At 37.1% G+C, this 17,654-nt stretch carries 14 protein-coding genes; 7 read left to right on the top strand and 7 right to left on the bottom strand.

From position 1 onward, the window contains the following. Positions 1 to 56: 56 nt before the first annotated feature. Positions 57 to 1,037 (top strand): DUF6427 family protein, encoded by a 981-nt coding sequence (locus LK994_RS02150; protein ID WP_229761237.1) that lies wholly within the window; start codon positions 57 to 59, stop codon positions 1,035 to 1,037. A 75-nt stretch (positions 1,038 to 1,112) separates the two neighbouring features. Beyond that, on the top strand, positions 1,113 to 1,784 hold the full coding sequence (gene purQ / locus LK994_RS02145) for a phosphoribosylformylglycinamidine synthase subunit PurQ (protein WP_229761236.1): 672 nt from the start codon (positions 1,113 to 1,115) through the stop codon (positions 1,782 to 1,784). Positions 1,785 to 1,879: 95 nt separating this feature from the next. Here purQ and LK994_RS02140 read toward each other — a convergent pair whose 3' ends face one another. Next, entirely contained in the window at positions 1,880 to 2,461 is a 582-nt protein-coding gene (locus LK994_RS02140; protein ID WP_229761235.1) for an RNA polymerase sigma factor, read from the bottom strand. Positions 2,462 to 2,761: 300 nt separating this feature from the next. Between LK994_RS02140 and uvrA the strand changes: the two genes are divergently transcribed. Then, the gene (gene uvrA / locus LK994_RS02135; RefSeq protein ID WP_229761234.1) at positions 2,762 to 5,608 is read left to right on the top strand and encodes an excinuclease ABC subunit UvrA; all 2,847 of its coding nucleotides are present in this window, start codon (positions 2,762 to 2,764) and stop codon (positions 5,606 to 5,608) included. A gap of 30 nt (positions 5,609 to 5,638) precedes the next feature. On the opposite strand, the gene LK994_RS02130 is transcribed toward uvrA, so the two are convergent. The 3 genes from LK994_RS02130 to LK994_RS02120 form a co-directional block, all read right to left on the bottom strand. After that, the gene (locus tag LK994_RS02130; protein ID WP_229761233.1) at positions 5,639 to 6,058 is read right to left on the bottom strand and encodes a hypothetical protein; all 420 of its coding nucleotides are present in this window, start codon (positions 6,056 to 6,058) and stop codon (positions 5,639 to 5,641) included. A 46-nt stretch (positions 6,059 to 6,104) separates the two neighbouring features. Next, entirely contained in the window at positions 6,105 to 6,518 is a 414-nt protein-coding gene (locus tag LK994_RS02125; protein ID WP_229761232.1) for a DUF4293 family protein, read from the bottom strand. 118 nt (positions 6,519 to 6,636) lie between these two features. Then, the gene (locus LK994_RS02120; protein WP_229761231.1) at positions 6,637 to 7,917 is read right to left on the bottom strand and encodes a serine hydroxymethyltransferase; all 1,281 of its coding nucleotides are present in this window, start codon (positions 7,915 to 7,917) and stop codon (positions 6,637 to 6,639) included. A gap of 217 nt (positions 7,918 to 8,134) precedes the next feature. Between LK994_RS02120 and LK994_RS02115 the strand changes: the two genes are divergently transcribed. The 4 genes from LK994_RS02115 to LK994_RS02100 all read left to right on the top strand — a co-directional run bounded on the left by LK994_RS02115 (position 8,135) and on the right by LK994_RS02100 (position 13,572). Beyond that, entirely contained in the window at positions 8,135 to 9,127 is a 993-nt protein-coding gene (locus tag LK994_RS02115) for a sugar phosphate nucleotidyltransferase (protein ID WP_229761230.1), read from the top strand. Positions 9,128 to 9,210: 83 nt separating this feature from the next. Continuing rightward, a complete protein-coding gene (locus LK994_RS02110) occupies positions 9,211 to 10,152 on the top strand; it encodes an NAD(P)H-dependent flavin oxidoreductase (protein WP_229761229.1) in 942 nt (313 codons plus the stop codon). Between the two features lie 48 nt (positions 10,153 to 10,200). Then, complete coding sequence (locus LK994_RS02105) at positions 10,201 to 12,555, top strand: polysaccharide biosynthesis/export family protein (RefSeq protein WP_229761228.1); 2,355 nt, start codon at positions 10,201 to 10,203, stop codon at positions 12,553 to 12,555. Positions 12,556 to 12,564: 9 nt separating this feature from the next. Then, positions 12,565 to 13,572: a Wzz/FepE/Etk N-terminal domain-containing protein gene (locus LK994_RS02100; RefSeq protein ID WP_229761227.1), complete on the top strand. Its 1,008-nt coding sequence runs from the start codon at positions 12,565 to 12,567 to the stop codon at positions 13,570 to 13,572. On the opposite strand, the gene LK994_RS02095 is transcribed toward LK994_RS02100, so the two are convergent. The 3 genes from LK994_RS02095 to LK994_RS02085 form a co-directional block, all read right to left on the bottom strand. Further along, a complete protein-coding gene (locus LK994_RS02095) occupies positions 13,573 to 14,910 on the bottom strand; it encodes an ABC transporter permease (RefSeq protein WP_229761226.1) in 1,338 nt (445 codons plus the stop codon). It lies immediately after the preceding gene. A 93-nt stretch (positions 14,911 to 15,003) separates the two neighbouring features. Continuing rightward, complete coding sequence (locus LK994_RS02090) at positions 15,004 to 15,924, bottom strand: ABC transporter ATP-binding protein (protein ID WP_229761225.1); 921 nt, start codon at positions 15,922 to 15,924, stop codon at positions 15,004 to 15,006. 79 nt (positions 15,925 to 16,003) lie between these two features. Continuing rightward, a complete protein-coding gene (locus LK994_RS02085; RefSeq protein ID WP_229761224.1) occupies positions 16,004 to 17,572 on the bottom strand; it encodes an NAD(P)/FAD-dependent oxidoreductase in 1,569 nt (522 codons plus the stop codon). Between the last annotated feature and the right edge of the window lie 82 nt (positions 17,573 to 17,654).

The raw sequence follows: 17,654 nt of genomic DNA, 5'->3' as shown, positions 1-17,654 counted from the left end.
TTATTATTGACTTTTGCAGAACAAATACATTTACGTTTATCATTTAATCTAAGACAGTGACGGGCACATTTAAAGCCAACAATCCTTATAATACTTTTCTGCTGCTGGTTTATGGGCTTTTATTAAAGCTGCATATGTTTTTGTATCCCGTAATCCCGACACCACAGCAAACAGATGGTTTCTTATTTAAAGCCTTATTGGAGCAATTGTCCGGATTAGGAAAAAGCATCCCGGCAATTTACCCCGCCATTGTTTTTGTGCTCTTATATACTCAGGCGATTGCATTCAATAAATTAGTGATCGATCAACGATTAATGTCCAAACCTAATTACCTGACTGCGATGAGTTACTTACTCATTACTTCTTTATTTAGCGAATGGAGTGTGTTATCAGCGCCGCTCATTATAAATACCCTATTGATATGGGTTTGGGCCAGAATGAGTGGCTTATACAACAATCAAAAACCCAAAGCTTCTCTCTTTAATATTGGTGTTGCTATTGGTATTTCAACGTTTTTTTATTTTCCATCCATTGCTTTTTCCGCATTGATCGTTTTTGGATTGGTTGTTACCAGACCTTTTAAACTGGCCGAATGGCTGATTGCCTTATTGGGGATCTTTACACCTTATTATTTTGTGCTGGCTTGGGCTTTTTTAACGGATAAATTGCATGGGTATAAATTTCCGGGAATTGCTATTAGTTTTCCAAAGTTTTATGAGTCTTCATGGGCATTGGCAGCTATCATTATTGTATTGTTTGCTACAGTGATCGGACTTTATTTTATCCAGAAGAATTTTTTGCGTCAACTGGTGCAATCCCGTAAAAGCTGGCAGTTGGTATTTCTGTATTTTTTGGTAGCAGTTTTTATCCCATTTATCAACGCCACACACACTTTTCATTACTGGATACTGTGTGCTGTGCCTTTATCTGCCTTTGTAGCATGTGCTTTTCTCTATCCTCAAAAAAAATGGTTTCCCACTTTGCTGCATTGGTTAATGGTGGCTTTTGTAATTGCATTCAGCTACTTCGTAAAATAATGCTAAATGAATTACATTTGCATCGATTTTCAAGAAATATACCATAATCAATAACATATTGTAAAATAATAGCACATGAAATTTGGCGTAGTGGTTTTTCCGGGTAGTAATTGTGATAGAGACATGATCGAATCTTTAAAGAAAGATCTGGGACAGGAAGTGATTGAGCTTTGGCATAAGGATAAGGATCTGAGCATGTTTACTACAGAAGACTGTATCGTTTTGCCGGGTGGATTTAGTTATGGAGATTATTTACGTTGCGGTGCAATCGCAAAATTTAGCCCTATGATGCAAAGTGTGATCGATTTTGCTAATAAAGGTGGAAAAGTACTGGGTATTTGCAATGGCTTTCAGATTTTATGCGAAAGTGGTCTGTTGCCCGGAGCATTACTGCGTAATCAACAGCAGCAATTTGTTTGTAAGAATGTTTTTATAAAAGAAGCAGCCTCTGAAGGAGGAGCGGCTTTAAAGATTCCGGTAGCACACGGAGAAGGTAGGTATTTTGCCGATGATAAAACATTAGAAGAACTTGAAATGCATCGCCAGATCATTTATCGTTATTGCGATGAAAAAGGAAGTGTGGTAACTGCAGCAAATCCTAATGGAGCCACACACAATATTGCCGGTGTTTGTAATAAAGAAAGAAATGTTTTTGGTATGATGCCTCATCCAGAAAGAGCTACAAGTAATATTTTAGGTAATGAGGATGGAAGAAAAGTGTTTGCACACTTGTTTGGTATCAATTAAATTAAGGGTCGGACAAAAGTGCTGACCTCAACCTATAATAAAAATAAAACCCTCCAAATTTTGGAGGGTTTTTTTAGTGTTCAGGGGGTTTAATATTATAAAGCGATTTGTTTTTCTGTCATCATTCTGCGTAGGTTGATCAAACCGTAACGCATACGACCCAATGCTGTGTTGATGCTGCATTTGGTTAGGTCAGCTATTTCTTTAAAACTCAGATCAGCATAGTGACGCATGATAATTACTTCACGTTGATCTTCAGGAAGCATATCGATCAGTCTTCTTACTCTTTCGTGGCTTTGGTTCTGCATAATTTTATGCTCAGCACCAGGCTCAGAAAAATTAAGTACTTCAAAAATGTCACGATCGTCGCTTGTTTTAATACTTGGACTACGTTTTACTTTTCTGAAATGATCTACGCACATATTGTGTGCAATACGTAAAGCCCATGGTAAAAATTTACCTTCATCAGTGTATCTACCCGATTTCAGGGTATCAATTACACGGATGAATACGTCCTGGAACATATCTTCAGCTAAATATTTATCTTTTACTAATAAATAGATAGATGTGAAGATCTTGTCTTTGTAACGTAAAACTAAAGTTGAAAGGGCATCTGCATTGCCATCCATGTATAAATGGATCAATTGCTGATCAGTAAGGGCGGTAAGGTTTTTCATAAACTGTGTAGTTTAAAATTAAGATTAAGGATTTTGTGTACCGATATCAACTGTAAGGAGAAGTTAGGGAGAAGCTTATGTGTGTGGGCTTCTTGTTTTTCACTTTACTGTGATATTGGACTGTAAAAATATAATGGCTTTTTCAAATATTATAGAGTAAAAGTGACCGATTTTTAATGAATTTTTATCGTAAAACTACTTAGTAAAACTCTGTTTTTCAATGTGGGTAAGGGTTTCAGGAAAGCTTATACAAAAAATGGTACTGATGCGCCAACACACTAAATTTGCAGATACAATAAAATGAGCACCAAACCGATAAGTAAAAAAGGCAGGGAAATCCCATCTACACCCAATGATGGAATTTACATAAAAGGCGCAAGAGTACACAACCTCAAAAATGTAACGGTTACTATACCACGAAATAAATTAGTGGTTGTTACCGGTGTGTCTGGTTCCGGAAAATCTTCTTTAACTATTGATACTTTATTTGCCGAAGGGCAGCGACGTTATGCAGAAAGCCTGAGTGCATATGCCAGACAATTCATGCAACGTATGAACAAGCCCGATGTGGATTTTATCAAAGGACTTTGCCCGGCTATTGCCATAGAACAAAAAGTAACTACACGTACACCTCGTAGTACGGTAGGCAGCATGACAGAAATTTATGATTACTTGCGTTTGTTGTTTGCAAGAGCAGGGAAAACAATTTCACCCATTAGTGGTAAAGAAGTGCAGAAAGATGATGTGGCCGATGTGATCAAAGCAATTGAAAAATTAAAAGAAGGAGATAAGGTTTTATTGATCGTTCCTTTTAAACAACATATCAAAAGAGATATAAAAGAAGAATTAAATATTTTATTACAAAAAGGATTTACAAGATTGGCGATACCGGGTTCATCTAAAGAAGGAGCATTAGAACCTGTGCGTATAGAAGAGTTGTTAGAGTTAAATGAAAAAGACTTAAAGAAAAAACTAACCCTCAACTCCCAGGCCCCAACCTCTTATATTCTTATAGATAGATTAGTAGTAAAAATTTTTGATGAAGATGACAAGCACCGTATATCTGATTCTGTAGGTACTGCATTTTATGAAGGTGAAGGAGAGATGATGCTGGAAATTAATGGGAAGAAAAAAATACATTTCAGTAATAAATTTGAATTAGATGGAATTGTGTTTGAAGAGCCGGTACCTAATTTATTTTCATTCAATAACCCTTTTGGAGCCTGCCCTACCTGCGAAGGTTTTAGCCAGGTACTCGGATTAGATGAAGACCTCATCATCCCCAATAAACAGTTGAGTTTATATGAAAGTGCGGTGGCCCCCTGGAAAGGAGAAAAATTAAGCTGGTGGAAAGAACAATTTATCAAAGCATCTTCCAAAACAAAATTCCCTATTCACAAACCGATCATAGACCTGTCAGCGGAGCAATTAAAATTATTGTGGGAAGGTAGTGCAGATGTACACGGTATCAATGATTTTTTCAAAGAAGTAGAAGCCAATCTATATAAAGTGCAATACCGAGTTTTGTTGAGCAGGTACAGAGGCAGAACAACTTGTACAGATTGTAAAGGATATCGTTTACGCAAAGAAGCATTATATGTAAGGGTTGATAAAAAGCATATCGGAGAATTATGTGAAATGCCTGTAAGAGACCTTCAGCAATGGTTCAATGATCTGAAATTGTCCGAATATGATACGTCAGTGGCCAAAAGGATTTTGTTGGAGATCAACCATCGCTTAAAAACATTGATGGATGTGGGCTTGGGTTATCTTACGTTAAATCGGTTGGCAAATTCTTTGAGCGGTGGCGAAAGCCAGCGGATACAGCTTACAAGAAGTTTGGGAAGTAATCTTACTAACTCTCTGTATATTTTAGATGAACCATCTATTGGTTTGCACAGCAGAGATACAGAAAGATTGATCAACGTGTTGAAAGAATTAAGAGATCTTGGAAATACAGTGGTAGTGGTAGAGCATGATGAAATGATGATGAGAGAAGCGGATTATATTATTGATATGGGCCCATTGGCCAGTCATCTAGGAGGTGAAGTTGTTGCTTGTGGCAATTATGATGAATTGATCGCTAATGAAAAAAGTTTGACTGGTAAATATTTGAGCGGAGCCTTACAAATTGAACCGCCTAAAATTTTGCGTAAATGGAATCGAAGTATCAAAATAGAATCAGCCAGACAAAATAATTTGAAAAATATCACTGTTGAATTTCCGCTGAACGTTTTATGTGTGGTAAGTGGTGTAAGCGGCAGCGGTAAAACAACTCTGGTAAAACAGATTTTATATCCTGCATTACAAAAAATAAAGGGAGAGGTTGCCGATAGACCAGGTTTACACCGGGCCATCACCGGAGATATTGATACCATTTCACAAATAGAGATGGTTGATCAAAATCCGATCGGTAAATCATCACGTAGTAATCCCGTTACTTACATAAAAGCATATGATGAGATAAGAGACTTGTTTGCGAAGCAACCACTTAGTAAGATGAGAGGATTTCAACCAAAACATTTTTCTTTTAATGTAGATGGGGGTAGGTGTGATGCCTGCAAAGGTGAAGGAGAACAAATTGTTGAGATGCAGTTTTTGGCTGATGTGCATTTAACCTGTGATGTGTGCGGGGGTAAAAAATTTAAAGAAGAAGTACTGGAAGTAAAATATGATGATAAAAATATTTATGAGATACTGGAATTAAGTGTAGATGAAGCCATTGATTTTTTTCGTGCCGAGAAAGATGTGGCAAAAAAAATTCAACCACTAAGTGATGTTGGCCTGGGTTATGTAAAACTAGGTCAATCGAGTAACACGCTTTCCGGAGGAGAAGCGCAGAGAGTAAAGCTGGCTTCCTTTTTAGGCAAGGGGAAATCTCAGGGGAATATTTTATTTATTTTTGATGAACCAACAACGGGGCTGCATTTTAATGATATAAAAAAATTACTCACTTCCTTCAATGCACTTATAGAACAGGGGCATACTATTTTAGTGATAGAGCATAATACAGACGTAATAAAAAGTGCAGACTGGGTAATTGATCTTGGCCCCGAAGCCGGTGATGGCGGAGGTAGTTTAGTTTTCGCAGGTAAACCTACAGATTTAAAGAAGTGTAAAGAAAGTTATACCGGAAGGTTTTTGTAGGGGTTAAGCCGTTAAAAGCCTAAATCTTGATTAATCATTCAATTTAATATAAGTTAAATCGGATGAAATTGCTTTGGCAAATGATTCTACCTCATCCCATAGTCTTGCTTTCCAGCCTACACGCCCTGCAAATTCAATAGGTTCAAATTTTGTAGAACTACTATTTCCAAATTCAGTATTTTCTACTCCTTTGGTGAAATAGCCTCTAACTAGCGTGAAACTATCAGTAAATGTTATAACAAATGACATTTCTGAATAATTTGACCTCTTTCTATAATTTATCGTATGTAAAACTTTACCATCGACATAAGAAATTTTTTGAAACCTGTCCGAGAGGATTTGTTTTAAAGTATCAATGTCAACTACTTTTTTCACAACAATCGTATTGTCATTTTTCTTTTGTGCAACTGTAATTAGAGGAAAAAATAAAAGTATAAACAGGGTTCTCATTCTTTTTGATCTTTTTGGCTGGTGATTAATTTCAAGACAGTAAAAATTATCTTAACCTATCACTATCCTCAATTATTTTTTTATCCTGCATAATACCTCTTACGGCCAAAATAAAAAACAACAATATTCCTACATGTAGTAACGCACTTAATGATAATGTTCCCTGCGAAAATGTAGTTACTTTTTTGTAGTATAAATAAAGTAATAACAACTCTGTTACTATACCGGCTGCACATAGCCACAATTGTGTATTCCTGTTCTTAAAAAGAAAAATAGTAATTGCAGCAAGTAGTCCGATAAGGATCGTTAAGGTTAAAATTAAAAATCCTCCTGTAGCTGCTGTTAGTTTTTGATAAGGAATATTATTAATATCTGTGCCGCTATAAAATGAAAACTGAATCGTAAAAAATGCACATACACCTACCAATAAAAGCCAGACTGATTGAATACGTTGTATCATGATCTTTATCGTTTAAGGGTTTAACGTTTAATGGTTGTATAAAACTGTTACAATTGTTGTATAAGGTAATGATTCTATTAACGTTAAACGATTTAAACCATTAAACGTTGAAACCTTTTTAGCCTAATTCAGGATAAAGTACAAACTGCTTCATAAACTCATTCACCTCACCACGAACTTTTGTGATCAATTGTTCATCATCAGCATTCATCAATACTTTATCAATTGAGTCAACAACAAATCCCATGTGCTCTTCTTTAAAGCCTCTTGTAGTGATAGCGGCAGTACCTACACGAATACCCGATGTTACAAAAGCGCTTTTGTCATCAAAAGGTACCATGTTTTTATTTAAGGTGATATCTGCTTTCACTAAAGCCTGTTCAGCTTTTTTACCACTGATATTTTTATTACGCAGATCGATCAACATTAAATGATTATCGGTTCCGTTACTGATCAATTGATATCCTTTATCAACAAATGCTTTTGCCATTGCCTGGGCATTGCTTACCACTTGTTTTGCATACACTGTAAAATCATCTGATAAAATTTCGCCAAATGCAACAGCTTTAGCTGCAATTACGTGTTCTAACGGACCACCTTGAATTCCAGGAAATACAGCCATATCCAGCAGATTGCTCATCATGCGGATATTGCCTTTTACATCTTTCAATCCCCATGGGTTTTCAAAATCTTTTTTCATTAAGATGATACCACCTCTTGGTCCACGTAGTGTTTTATGTGTGGTAGAGGTAACGATCTGGCAATGTTCAAATGGAGAGTTCAATAATCCTTTAGCAATCAATCCGGCAGGATGTGCCATATCGCAATGTACCAATGCGCCTACTTCATCAGCTACTTTTCTTATTCTTGCATAATCCCAATCGCGGCTATAAGCACTGGCTCCGCAGATGATTAGTTTTGGTTTTAATTCTCTTGCTTTTTGTTCTAAAGTATCATAATCTACCAGGCCTGTTTCTTTTACCACACCATAAAAATGAGGTTCATATAATTTACCTGAGTAGTTAACCGCAGATCCATGTGTAAGATGTCCGCCCATACTTAGGTCCAATCCTAAGATTCTATCACCGGGCTGCAATACCGCTAAAGCCACGGCAGCATTTGCCTGTGCACCACTATGCGGTTGAACATTTGAATATTCACAACCAAAGATCTGATTTAATCTGTCGATAGCTAATTGTTCGGTCTGATCTACAATTTCGCAGCCTGCATAATATCTTCTTCCGGGATATCCTTCGGCATACTTATTTGTCATCACACCACCCATTGCCTGCATCACCTGTAGTGACGTGAAATTTTCTGAAGCGATCAACTCAATTCCATGACGCTGACGTTCAAGTTCTTTACGGATTAAATCGAAAACCAATGTGTCTTTTTGCATAATTATATAGTATTCGGTAATTTTTTGCAAATATACAAAGGTTTGGTTGGAGAACTAGGCTGGTGTAGTAGTTATTCTATATTTATCTCCTCTTTGTAATTAACCTGTTTATAAAAATTTGATTTACTTAAAATGTATTACTTTCACACACTGATTTTGAGAGAATTGATAGTTTATTGTAAATAAAAATGCTGCATTTGCAGATTGTAGTTTTATCATGAAGGCAATAATCCCCGTGGCCGGAGCCGGTACAAAGTTACGACCACATACATATACACAACCTAAAGCGCTAATTCCTCTTGCCGGTAAAACGGTGTTGAGTATAATTGTAGATCAACTGCACAGTGCTGGTATCAATGAATTTATTTTTATTGTTGGATATCTGGGAGAAAAGATCCAGGATTATGTAAAAGCTAAATACCCCGATCTTACCTGCCATTTTGTATATCAGAATGAAAGATATGGAACTGGTCATGCCATCGATTTGGCAAAAGAGATCGTAGGCACGGATGAAGTATTTATTGTTTTAGGAGATACCATTGCAGAGTACGATGTGAAAGAAGTGATCGACTCTCCTTACTCGATGTTGGGGGTAAAAAAAGTAGATGATCCAAGAAATTTTGGTGTTGCAGAAATAGAAGAAGATGGATTTATTTCAAGAGTGGTAGAAAAACCTTCGATACCCAAAAGTAATATGGCTTTAGTTGGTATCTATAAAATAAAAGAAACAGATTTTTTATTTAACTGTCTTAAGAAGATCATCGAAAAGGCAGAAGCATTGGTTAAAGAGTTAAGTCTTACTGATGCGTTGGAATGCATGATACAGAGCGGTGCAAAATTCAAATCATTTAAAGTGCAAAGCTGGTTTGATTGCGGAAAGAAAGAAACCCTGTTGGAATCCAATGCCACACTACTGAAAAAATTCGGCGGTGGTCTTGCCGATAATCATCACTTTGAAAATACTATTATCATTCCTCCCGTTAGTATCGGCGAAGGCTGCGATATCAGAAACTCCGTAATAGGTCCAAATGTTACTATTGGAGAACATACTATTTTAAATTATACCATCGTTAAAGAATCTATCATTGGTTCATTTTCTAAATTGTTTGACGTAGTGTTGGATGATTCTTTGATTGGTAGTGATACCGGTGTAAAAGGCGAAACCCGTTCTCTCAATATCGGAGATAATACTGATATTGATCTGGGGTAACAGCGCTTAACGTGTAAATCGTTTAACGTTGTTAGCATAACATTTTTCAATGACTCTTCTAAATAACTTAACAGTTAAACGATTTGTATACTAACAAAATAACGACTCTCTTCAAGATCGATTATCCCATCATACAAGCTGGTATGGTATGGGCAAGCGGCTGGCGTTTGGCAAGTGCAGTGAGTAATGCAGGGGGATTGGGATTAATAGGGAGCGGTAGTATGTATCCAGATGTATTGAAAGAACACATTCAAAAATGCAAAGCAGCTACAGATAAACCCTTTGGTGTAAATGTTCCGTTATTATATCCGGATACCGACAAACATATTCAAACCATCATTGCCGAAAAAGTGCCGATCGTATTCACATCAGCCGGCAATCCCAACACATGGACATCTATCTTAAAACAACATGGCGTTACGGTAGTGCATGTGGTGAGCAGCAGCAAGTTTGCCCAAAAGGCGCAGGTGGCAGGATGTGATGCTGTTGTGGCAGAAGGGTTCGAGGCAGGCGGTCACAATGGGAGGGAAGAGACAACAACAATGGTTTTGGTGCCTGCGGTTTGTAATGCGGTTACAATACCCGTTATAGCAGCCGGGGGCATTGCCACCGGCAAACAGATGTTGGCAGCAATGGTATTAGGTGCAGAGGCGGTGCAAATAGGCAGCAGGTTTGTAGCAAGTGAAGAGGCTTCGTCCCACCCGGCATTTAAAAATGCTGTTATAAATGCAACAGAAGGAGATACAATGCTATCTTTAAAGAAAATTACACCTGTGCGACTGTTGAAAAATGATTTTTTCGCTATTGTACAGCAGGCAGAAGCTGACTGTGTTTCTGCGGATAAACTAAAAGAATTATTAGGTAAAGGCAGGGCAAAAAAAGGTATGTTTGAAGGAGATTTGAAAAATGGAGAGTTGGAAATTGGCCAGGTAAGCGCAATTATTGATAAAATTCAGCCTGCCGGCGATATTGTAAAAGAGGTTTGGGAAGAATTTACAATGTTACTTCAAAAGCCTCTCAAATAAATTATTGATATATTTGCTCCGATTTATTTATAAACTAACCCTTAATAAATGTCATTTAATTTGAAGTTATTGGTAAATATGAGAGTAAAACTGTTGCTTGTTATATTGATGGGTTCCTCATTAAGTGCATTTTGTCAACCACCCGTTACTACCCCTGTGCAGGAAGAAGTTAAGGGGATACTTACAGAGCCATCTCTACAAGCTCCGCAAAAAAATTTAAAGGAAATTTTTGGCGACAATAATAAAAGTATTATAGCCGGAGAAGACAAGAATAAACAAACAACAACCCCTGTTGTGATCAGAGATACGTTAATTGAAGACAACGTTAAGTCTAATAGTTATAAATCTGACGATACTTACGGAACAAATATTTTCAAAAATGCTGCAATGATGAACATTGCGGAACTTTCTACACCTCCATTGGATTATCCGATAGGAGTGGGTGATCATATTATCGTAGCACTTTGGGGCGGTGGTGAATACCAGGAAGATTACGTTGTAGCAAAAGATGGCTCGATCTTTCCCGCAAGTCTGGGTAAAATAACAGTGCAGGGGTTAACCTTTGAATCTGCCAGATCATTAATCTATTCCAGATTCAAAAGTGTTGTTCCGGCTACTACCAACGTACAGATAACTCTTGGTCAACCAAGAACGATCAATGTAAACGTAGGAGGAGAAGTAAACAATCCGGGCCCTGTAACCGTTTCTGCATTTTCCAATGCATTCAATGTAATTGGTTTGGCCGGCGGAGTTACGCAGTATGGTAATTTAAGAGAGATACAGGTTAAAAGAAATGGAAAAGTGATAGAAACACTTGACGTATACAAATATTTAACATCAGGAGATATAGGCGGCCGCATCTATTTACAAAATAATGATTTTGTATTGGTTCGTTTTGTTGATAAAAAAGTATTGGCTACCGGGCAATTTAAACGCCCTATGTATTATCAACTGAAAAAGGATGAAGGGATAAAAGCATTAATAAGTTTTGCAGGAGGATTTACACCAGATGCATATTCATCTGATGTGAAAGTAGTGAGAACCGATGATGAGAAGCAGGTGATATATGATGTAAATGCCACGGCCATCCTAAAACAAAATAAGGCTGATTATTTACTGAAAGATGGGGATGTGGTGAAAGTAAATTTGATCAATCCGGGGATTATTAATAAAGTAGAAGTAACCGGTGAAGTATCTTATCCGGGCTTATATGAAATAAAAAAGAATGACCGTCTGTTTGATGTTATCAACCGTGCAGGAGGAATTACAAGAAATACTTATCTGCCAAGGGCATATATATTTAGAAAAGGAGCCGATTCAACCAATCTTAAGGCAGATAAAATTGAGATCAGTTTAAGAGACATTGAAAATGGTTCTGGTGTTGATAATGTTTTGTTGGAGCCAAATGATATGATACAATTGTTTTCGAATGCAGAGTTTGGTGAACAACAATTTGTAGAGATCTCCGGAGAAGTTCGTAAACCTGGAAAACTCAAAAGATACGGAGGCATGACATTGCAGGACCTGATCTACTTATCCGGCGGGTTAAAGTCTTCAGCAGAATTCGGAAGATTGGAAATATCAAGTATTGTTGACATGGACTCTGCACAAAAAGGACTTAAACCAACTCAAACAGTTATTAAGTCGTATTCAGTCTTACAAAATCTTGAACTTGATTCAGTGGCATCAAAGGTTTTGCTGAAACCTTATGACCAGGTTTTTGTAAGAAAAAATCCAACATTTCAATTACAGCAAAATGTAACTATAGAGGGCCTCGTTAAATATCCGGGTAATTATCCTCGTTTGAGTAAAGATGAAAAACTGTCGTCATATATACAAAGGGCCGGAGGGGTTTTGGATAATGCAGATCTGACCGGTGCAGTTTTGATTCGGAACAAAAAAGATCCTTACAGAGTAAATCAAGCTGCCCCTTCTGTTGATGCAGCGGGTAATCCTGTATCTAATAGTGCGGATAAGCCTGTTAGCATCGATCTTGAAAAAGCATTACAAGAAAAAAATACAAAGTATGATATTGTGCTTCAGGAAAGAGATATCATCTACATACCGGAAGTAAATCCTTTTGTAACAATACAAGGCCGTGTACAGTCGCCTGTAAAGATAACTTTTGATAAGGAGTACAATCGACTGATGTACTATATCGACAAAGCGGGAGGGTTTGGTGTGAAACCTTGGCGTAAAAGGATTTATGTTACCTATGCCAATGGAAAAAGCAGAAGGACAAGGAACTTCTTCTTCATGCACTTTTATCCTAAAGTAAAAGAAGGAAGCACCATAACAGTGCCTGAAAAACAAGAGGGCAAAGATTTTGGAAATGTGATCGTACAATCAATAACAGCCAGCATTCCAATTATCATCGGTGCAATAATTATTCGAAATCTTTAAATATTGATCGTGGATACAGCAGAACTAACAAGAGCTTTATTTATCAGACTCGGCAAGTCTAAAATGCTGATTTTACTAACTGCAGGTATTTTTGCTGTTTTGCTTTTCTTTTATGCCTATACCTCAAAGCCATCATACACCTCAAAGGCATCTGTATTTCCACTGACTAATCCAACCGAATCGGCTCTTTCGGGAGGTGGTCTTAGCAGTCTTTTAGGAATGAATGGTTCAGCACAAAGTTTCAGTAGTGATGCCTCGATCAATATTATTGAATTGGCATTAAGCCGAAACGTTAGAGAAGCTGTAGCTTCAACAAGGTTGCCAAATAGAGATAATAGAACTATTGCAGAGTTATTGATCAATGAGAAAAATAAACAGAGTGGTTTGTTTAGTTCAAAATCTAATGTCCCTACAGATAGTGTATCGTTGGCAACTGTAGGAGGAAGTATGTTGAAAAATGCGATCGACGCAAAAATTAATAAGAACGGTGTACTTGAATTAAATTTTACCAGCACAGATGAAAGTCTGGTGAAACCGGTTACCGAAGTACTTATTTCTAAAATATCTCAGTTTTATATCAACCTGAGAATACAAAAAGCTTCTGCAGATTATGATTTTATTGTAAAAAAAATAGATTCTTTAAATGGCGTTGTAGGTATTTATGATAAAAGAGCCATAGGAATGCAGAACTCTACATTTTTTACCCCTGATAGATTGGAATATTCATTACCAAAAGAAAATCTGACAGAAGATAAAGAAAGAATCAAAGCACAAAGAAATGCTGCTATCAGCAACAGGGATGAGGCGCTTTGGCGGTTACAAAAAGTTACTCCGATTATTGCAACTTTGGATAAGCCTGATCCCCCTTTCGCAGTTGATAAAAAATCAGAAATTGTTTGGGCCATCCTTGGTTTTATATTAGGTGCAATATTAGCTGCTGTTTTTTCTGTTAGTGGGTTGTTGTATAAATATGTAAAGGCAGAGATACATCGTTCTGTTTTTGGCACTGCTGCTTAACTAAGATCTTCTGAAAGCCCATTTAAACATTTCTTTCCACGAACCTTTTTTGCCGTACATCAATATGCCGGTGTGATATATCTTGGCTGCCAGCCAGGTAGTTATTAAAAAACCCGACACCAACAGCAACATCGATAAACCTAGCTCCCACCAGGGAACTGCGCCGGGGGCCGGTATGCGGCCCATCATTACAATAGGCGAAGTGAATGGTATCATACTTCCCCAAAATGCCAGTGAGGTATTGGGGTTTTGAGCAGCCTGCGTCATAATAATAAATCCAAAAATGATCGGCATGGTGATGGGTAATATTAATGACTGGGCTTCTTGCGGATCTTCATTGATAACACTACCTACTGCCGCAAATAACGATGAATAAAATAGATAACCTCCTAAAAAGAAAAACAGAAAACATCCTAGTATCAGCGGCCAGTTAATAGAATTCAAAGCATCTTTTGCTTCAGCAATATTCTTTGCAGCTTCGCTGATCTGCATAGCACTATTACTCTGTATTCCGGGATTGCTTTGCAGTTGTTGTACCTGCAGCATGATATCGTGTGGTATAAATATCTGCGCAACAGAAAAAATACCTGCAACTAAAATGACCCAAAGTAAGAACTGTGTTAGTCCTACGGCACCAATGCCAATTATTTTACCCATCATTAACTGAAATGGTTTTACAGAACTTACTATAACTTCTGCAATACGATTTGTTTTTTCTTCCATCACCCCACGCATCACCTGAGTGCCATATATCAGCATCGTAATGTAAATTAATATACCACAAAAGAAGCCGATAGCTGATGTTAGTCCTGAATATATTTGTTGTTTGCCTTTCCCTTCATCCTTTGATTGTATCAGGTCAATGTTTTTTGCGCTGTTACGCATAGAGTCTAATGCTGTAAGTGGTAATTGGAAATTTTCCTGCAGCATTTTATTTTCTAAAACCAGGTTCATCTGGTTTCTGATATAGTCTTCTGCTTCTGTACTGATCTGTTTTTTTACTTCAATGGAGATTGTGCCTGGAGATTTTTTTTGCAGATCTTTTACATGTATGTAAGCATCATATTCTTTGTTCAACAAAGCATCAAAAGCTGTATCTGAGGTGTAAATAAAAGTAACCGATTGGTCAGCTTTGTTTTTCAATTTGTTTTTAAACACTCCTGTCTCATCATTGAATGCTACCAGGCATTTCCCAGAAGAGCCTTTTGCAGAAATAAAAATTGTTCCGGCGATAAATAATACGATCACCAATGGCAACAGGAAGGTTGATAACAAAAATGTTTTATTTCTTACCCGTGTAATATATTCTCTTTGTATGATTAGCCAGGTTTTGCTCATAATATTAATTGTATATATTTAAAAAAATCCTAAGCGAAAAAAAACAGATCAACAATAATAACACATTCGTAAATCGTAAATCAAAAATCGTAATTAAATGAATTGCCTTGCTTCAGGCGACCCTTCTACCAACTTGATGAAGATGTCATTTAAAGAAGGCAATACTTCGTGAAATGAATGAATATTGATATGTTGACTGATAAAGTGTTTTAAAACATCATTTGTTGAAACATCGGGTTGCAACTTTATTAATAATTGATCGGGTTGATGTTTTACTACTTCAAACAAGGATGTAAATAAATGTTCTGCGGAAGTGGTGGCGTTGATCTGGTAAATATTTTCTTTGAATTGATCTTTTACGTCGGACACTGTGCCATCTAAAATTTTGTGTCCTTTATTCACTAATACAATATGGTTACAAATCTCTTCTACCTGCTCCATTCGATGTGTACTGAAAATTACGGTGCAGCCATTTTTTGCAAGATTAAATATTTCATCCTTTATCAGGTTAGCATTGACAGGGTCTAAGCCACTGAAGGGTTCATCCAGTATGATCAATTTTGGTTCATGCAATACAGTTGTTACAAATTGCAATTTCTGACTCATCCCTTTGCTAAGGTCTTCTACTTTTTTATTCCACCAGCTTTGCATCTCAAATTTTTCAAACCATATTTTGAGTTTTTGCATGGCATCGGCTTTGCTTAAACCTTTTAACCTGGCCAGGTACAATGCCTGCTCACCAATTTTCATTTTTTTATATAAACCTCTTTCCTCGGGCATATAGCCAATCAGTGCAGCATCATTACTGGGGTCAAATTTTTTTCCGTTGAAAATGATCTCACCGCTATCGGGATAGAATATGCCTGTGATCATTCGCAGCAATGTTGTTTTGCCGGCACCATTTGGGCCAAGTAGACCAAAAATATTTCCTTGCTCAATATTGAAGCTGATATCATCAACAGCTTTTTGTGTTGCAAAATACTTTCTGAGATCGTGTAATTCTAATAAGTTCATAAGAAAAAAGTTAAGCAAAAATATTGTTTAGCCTAAAGCAAAAATGATAGATTATATAAGCGGTAATTATATCTCCAAATCAGCACATCAGCAAGCCGGCAATTTGCTTCGCCACTCTTTCTCCATCCATTGCAGCACTTACAATACCTCCTGCATACCCTGCACCTTCTGCACAAGGGTATAAATTTTTTATTTGAGGGTGGTGTAAATTTCCTGCATCTCTCGGAATACGGACAGGCGAAGAGGTGCGACTTTCAGTTGCTACCACAACTGCATCATTGGTAAAATAACCCTTCATCTTTTTACCAAATTCAACAAACCCCTTTGCTAAAGCACTGTAAACAAAATCAGGTAATACTTCATTTAATTGTACAGAATTGAGTCCCGGTTGATAAGAACAATCAGGTAAGTCTGCAGATATTTTTTTGTTAGAAAAATCGACCATACGTTGTGCAGGTGCTACAAACTTTCCTCCGCCGGCATTAAAACTTTTTTGTTCTACCATCTGCTGAAAGCGCATCATAGCTAAAGCATCCCCTTTCATTTTTTCATTCTTGATCACATCACTCAACTCTATCTGTACTACCATTCCGCTATTTGCATATGGGTTATTTCTTTTAGATGGGCTCCATCCATTTACCACCAATTCACCCGAAGTTGTTGCTGCTGGAGCAATGATACCGCCGGGGCACATACAAAAAGAAAACACACCTCTGTTATTAACTTGTTGCACCAGACTGTAAGATGCAGGAGGTAAAAATTCTCCTCTTGCATCACAATGATATTGAACACTGTCAATTAATTGTTGCGGATGTTCTACTCTTACTCCTAATGCAAAAGGTTTTGCTTCAATTAAAATATTCTTGGTGTGCAGCAACTCAAAAATATCTCTTGCGGAGTGCCCTGTAGCAAGAATAAAAGCATCTGCTGTAAAAGTATTCCCATCCGCTGTTTTTACTGCTTTTATTTTTTCGTTGGTTATTTCGAAATCAACTACTTTTTTTTCAAATAAAAACTCGCCGCCACAGTCTAAAATTCGTTTACGCATTTCAGTTATGATGTGCGGTAATTTATTGGTACCGATATGTGGATGAGCTTCGTATAAAATTTTTTCCTCAGCGCCGAAATGTACAAACAGATTCAATATTCTGTCAATATCTCCTCTTTTATTACTACGAGTGTATAGTTTACCATCACTGTATGTTCCGGCACCACCTTCACCAAAACAATAATTACTCTCAGGATTAACAATTCCTTCTTTATTCAAAGCAGCTAGATCTCTGCGTCGTGCTCTTACATCTTTTCCTCTTTCTAAAATAATGGGTTTAATGCCTGTTTCTATCAATTGCAATGCAGCAAATAGCCCGGCTGGTCCGGCACCGATGATAATGACTCTTTTTGGTGCGTTACGTATGTCATTAAAAGTAAAAGTTTGAATTTCTCTGTGATGATAAGGTTCATCAATAAAAGCATTTACAGTAAGATTTACCCAGATGGTCTTTGCCCTGGCATCAATAGATCTTTTTGTAATGGTATATCCTGAAACGGAAGATACTTTTTTACTGCAGCTGTTTGCGATCAGTCGTTTTATTATAGAATCGTCTGCAGCTTCTGAAGGAAGTGTTTTTAAAGAGATTTTTTGTTGCATATTCAATGCCGGATAATTATCCCGGAAATTTTATTGTTGCTTACAAATAGTTAAACTCCAAATTTCTCCGTCGTGGAGGAGT

The sequence above is a fragment of the Ferruginibacter lapsinanis genome (genome assembly GCF_020783315.1).
Classification (GTDB): Bacteria; Bacteroidota; Bacteroidia; order Chitinophagales; family Chitinophagaceae; genus Ferruginibacter; species Ferruginibacter lapsinanis.
Note: the sequence above shows the minus strand (reverse complement) of the source record. Positions and strands in the feature narration are given on the sequence as shown.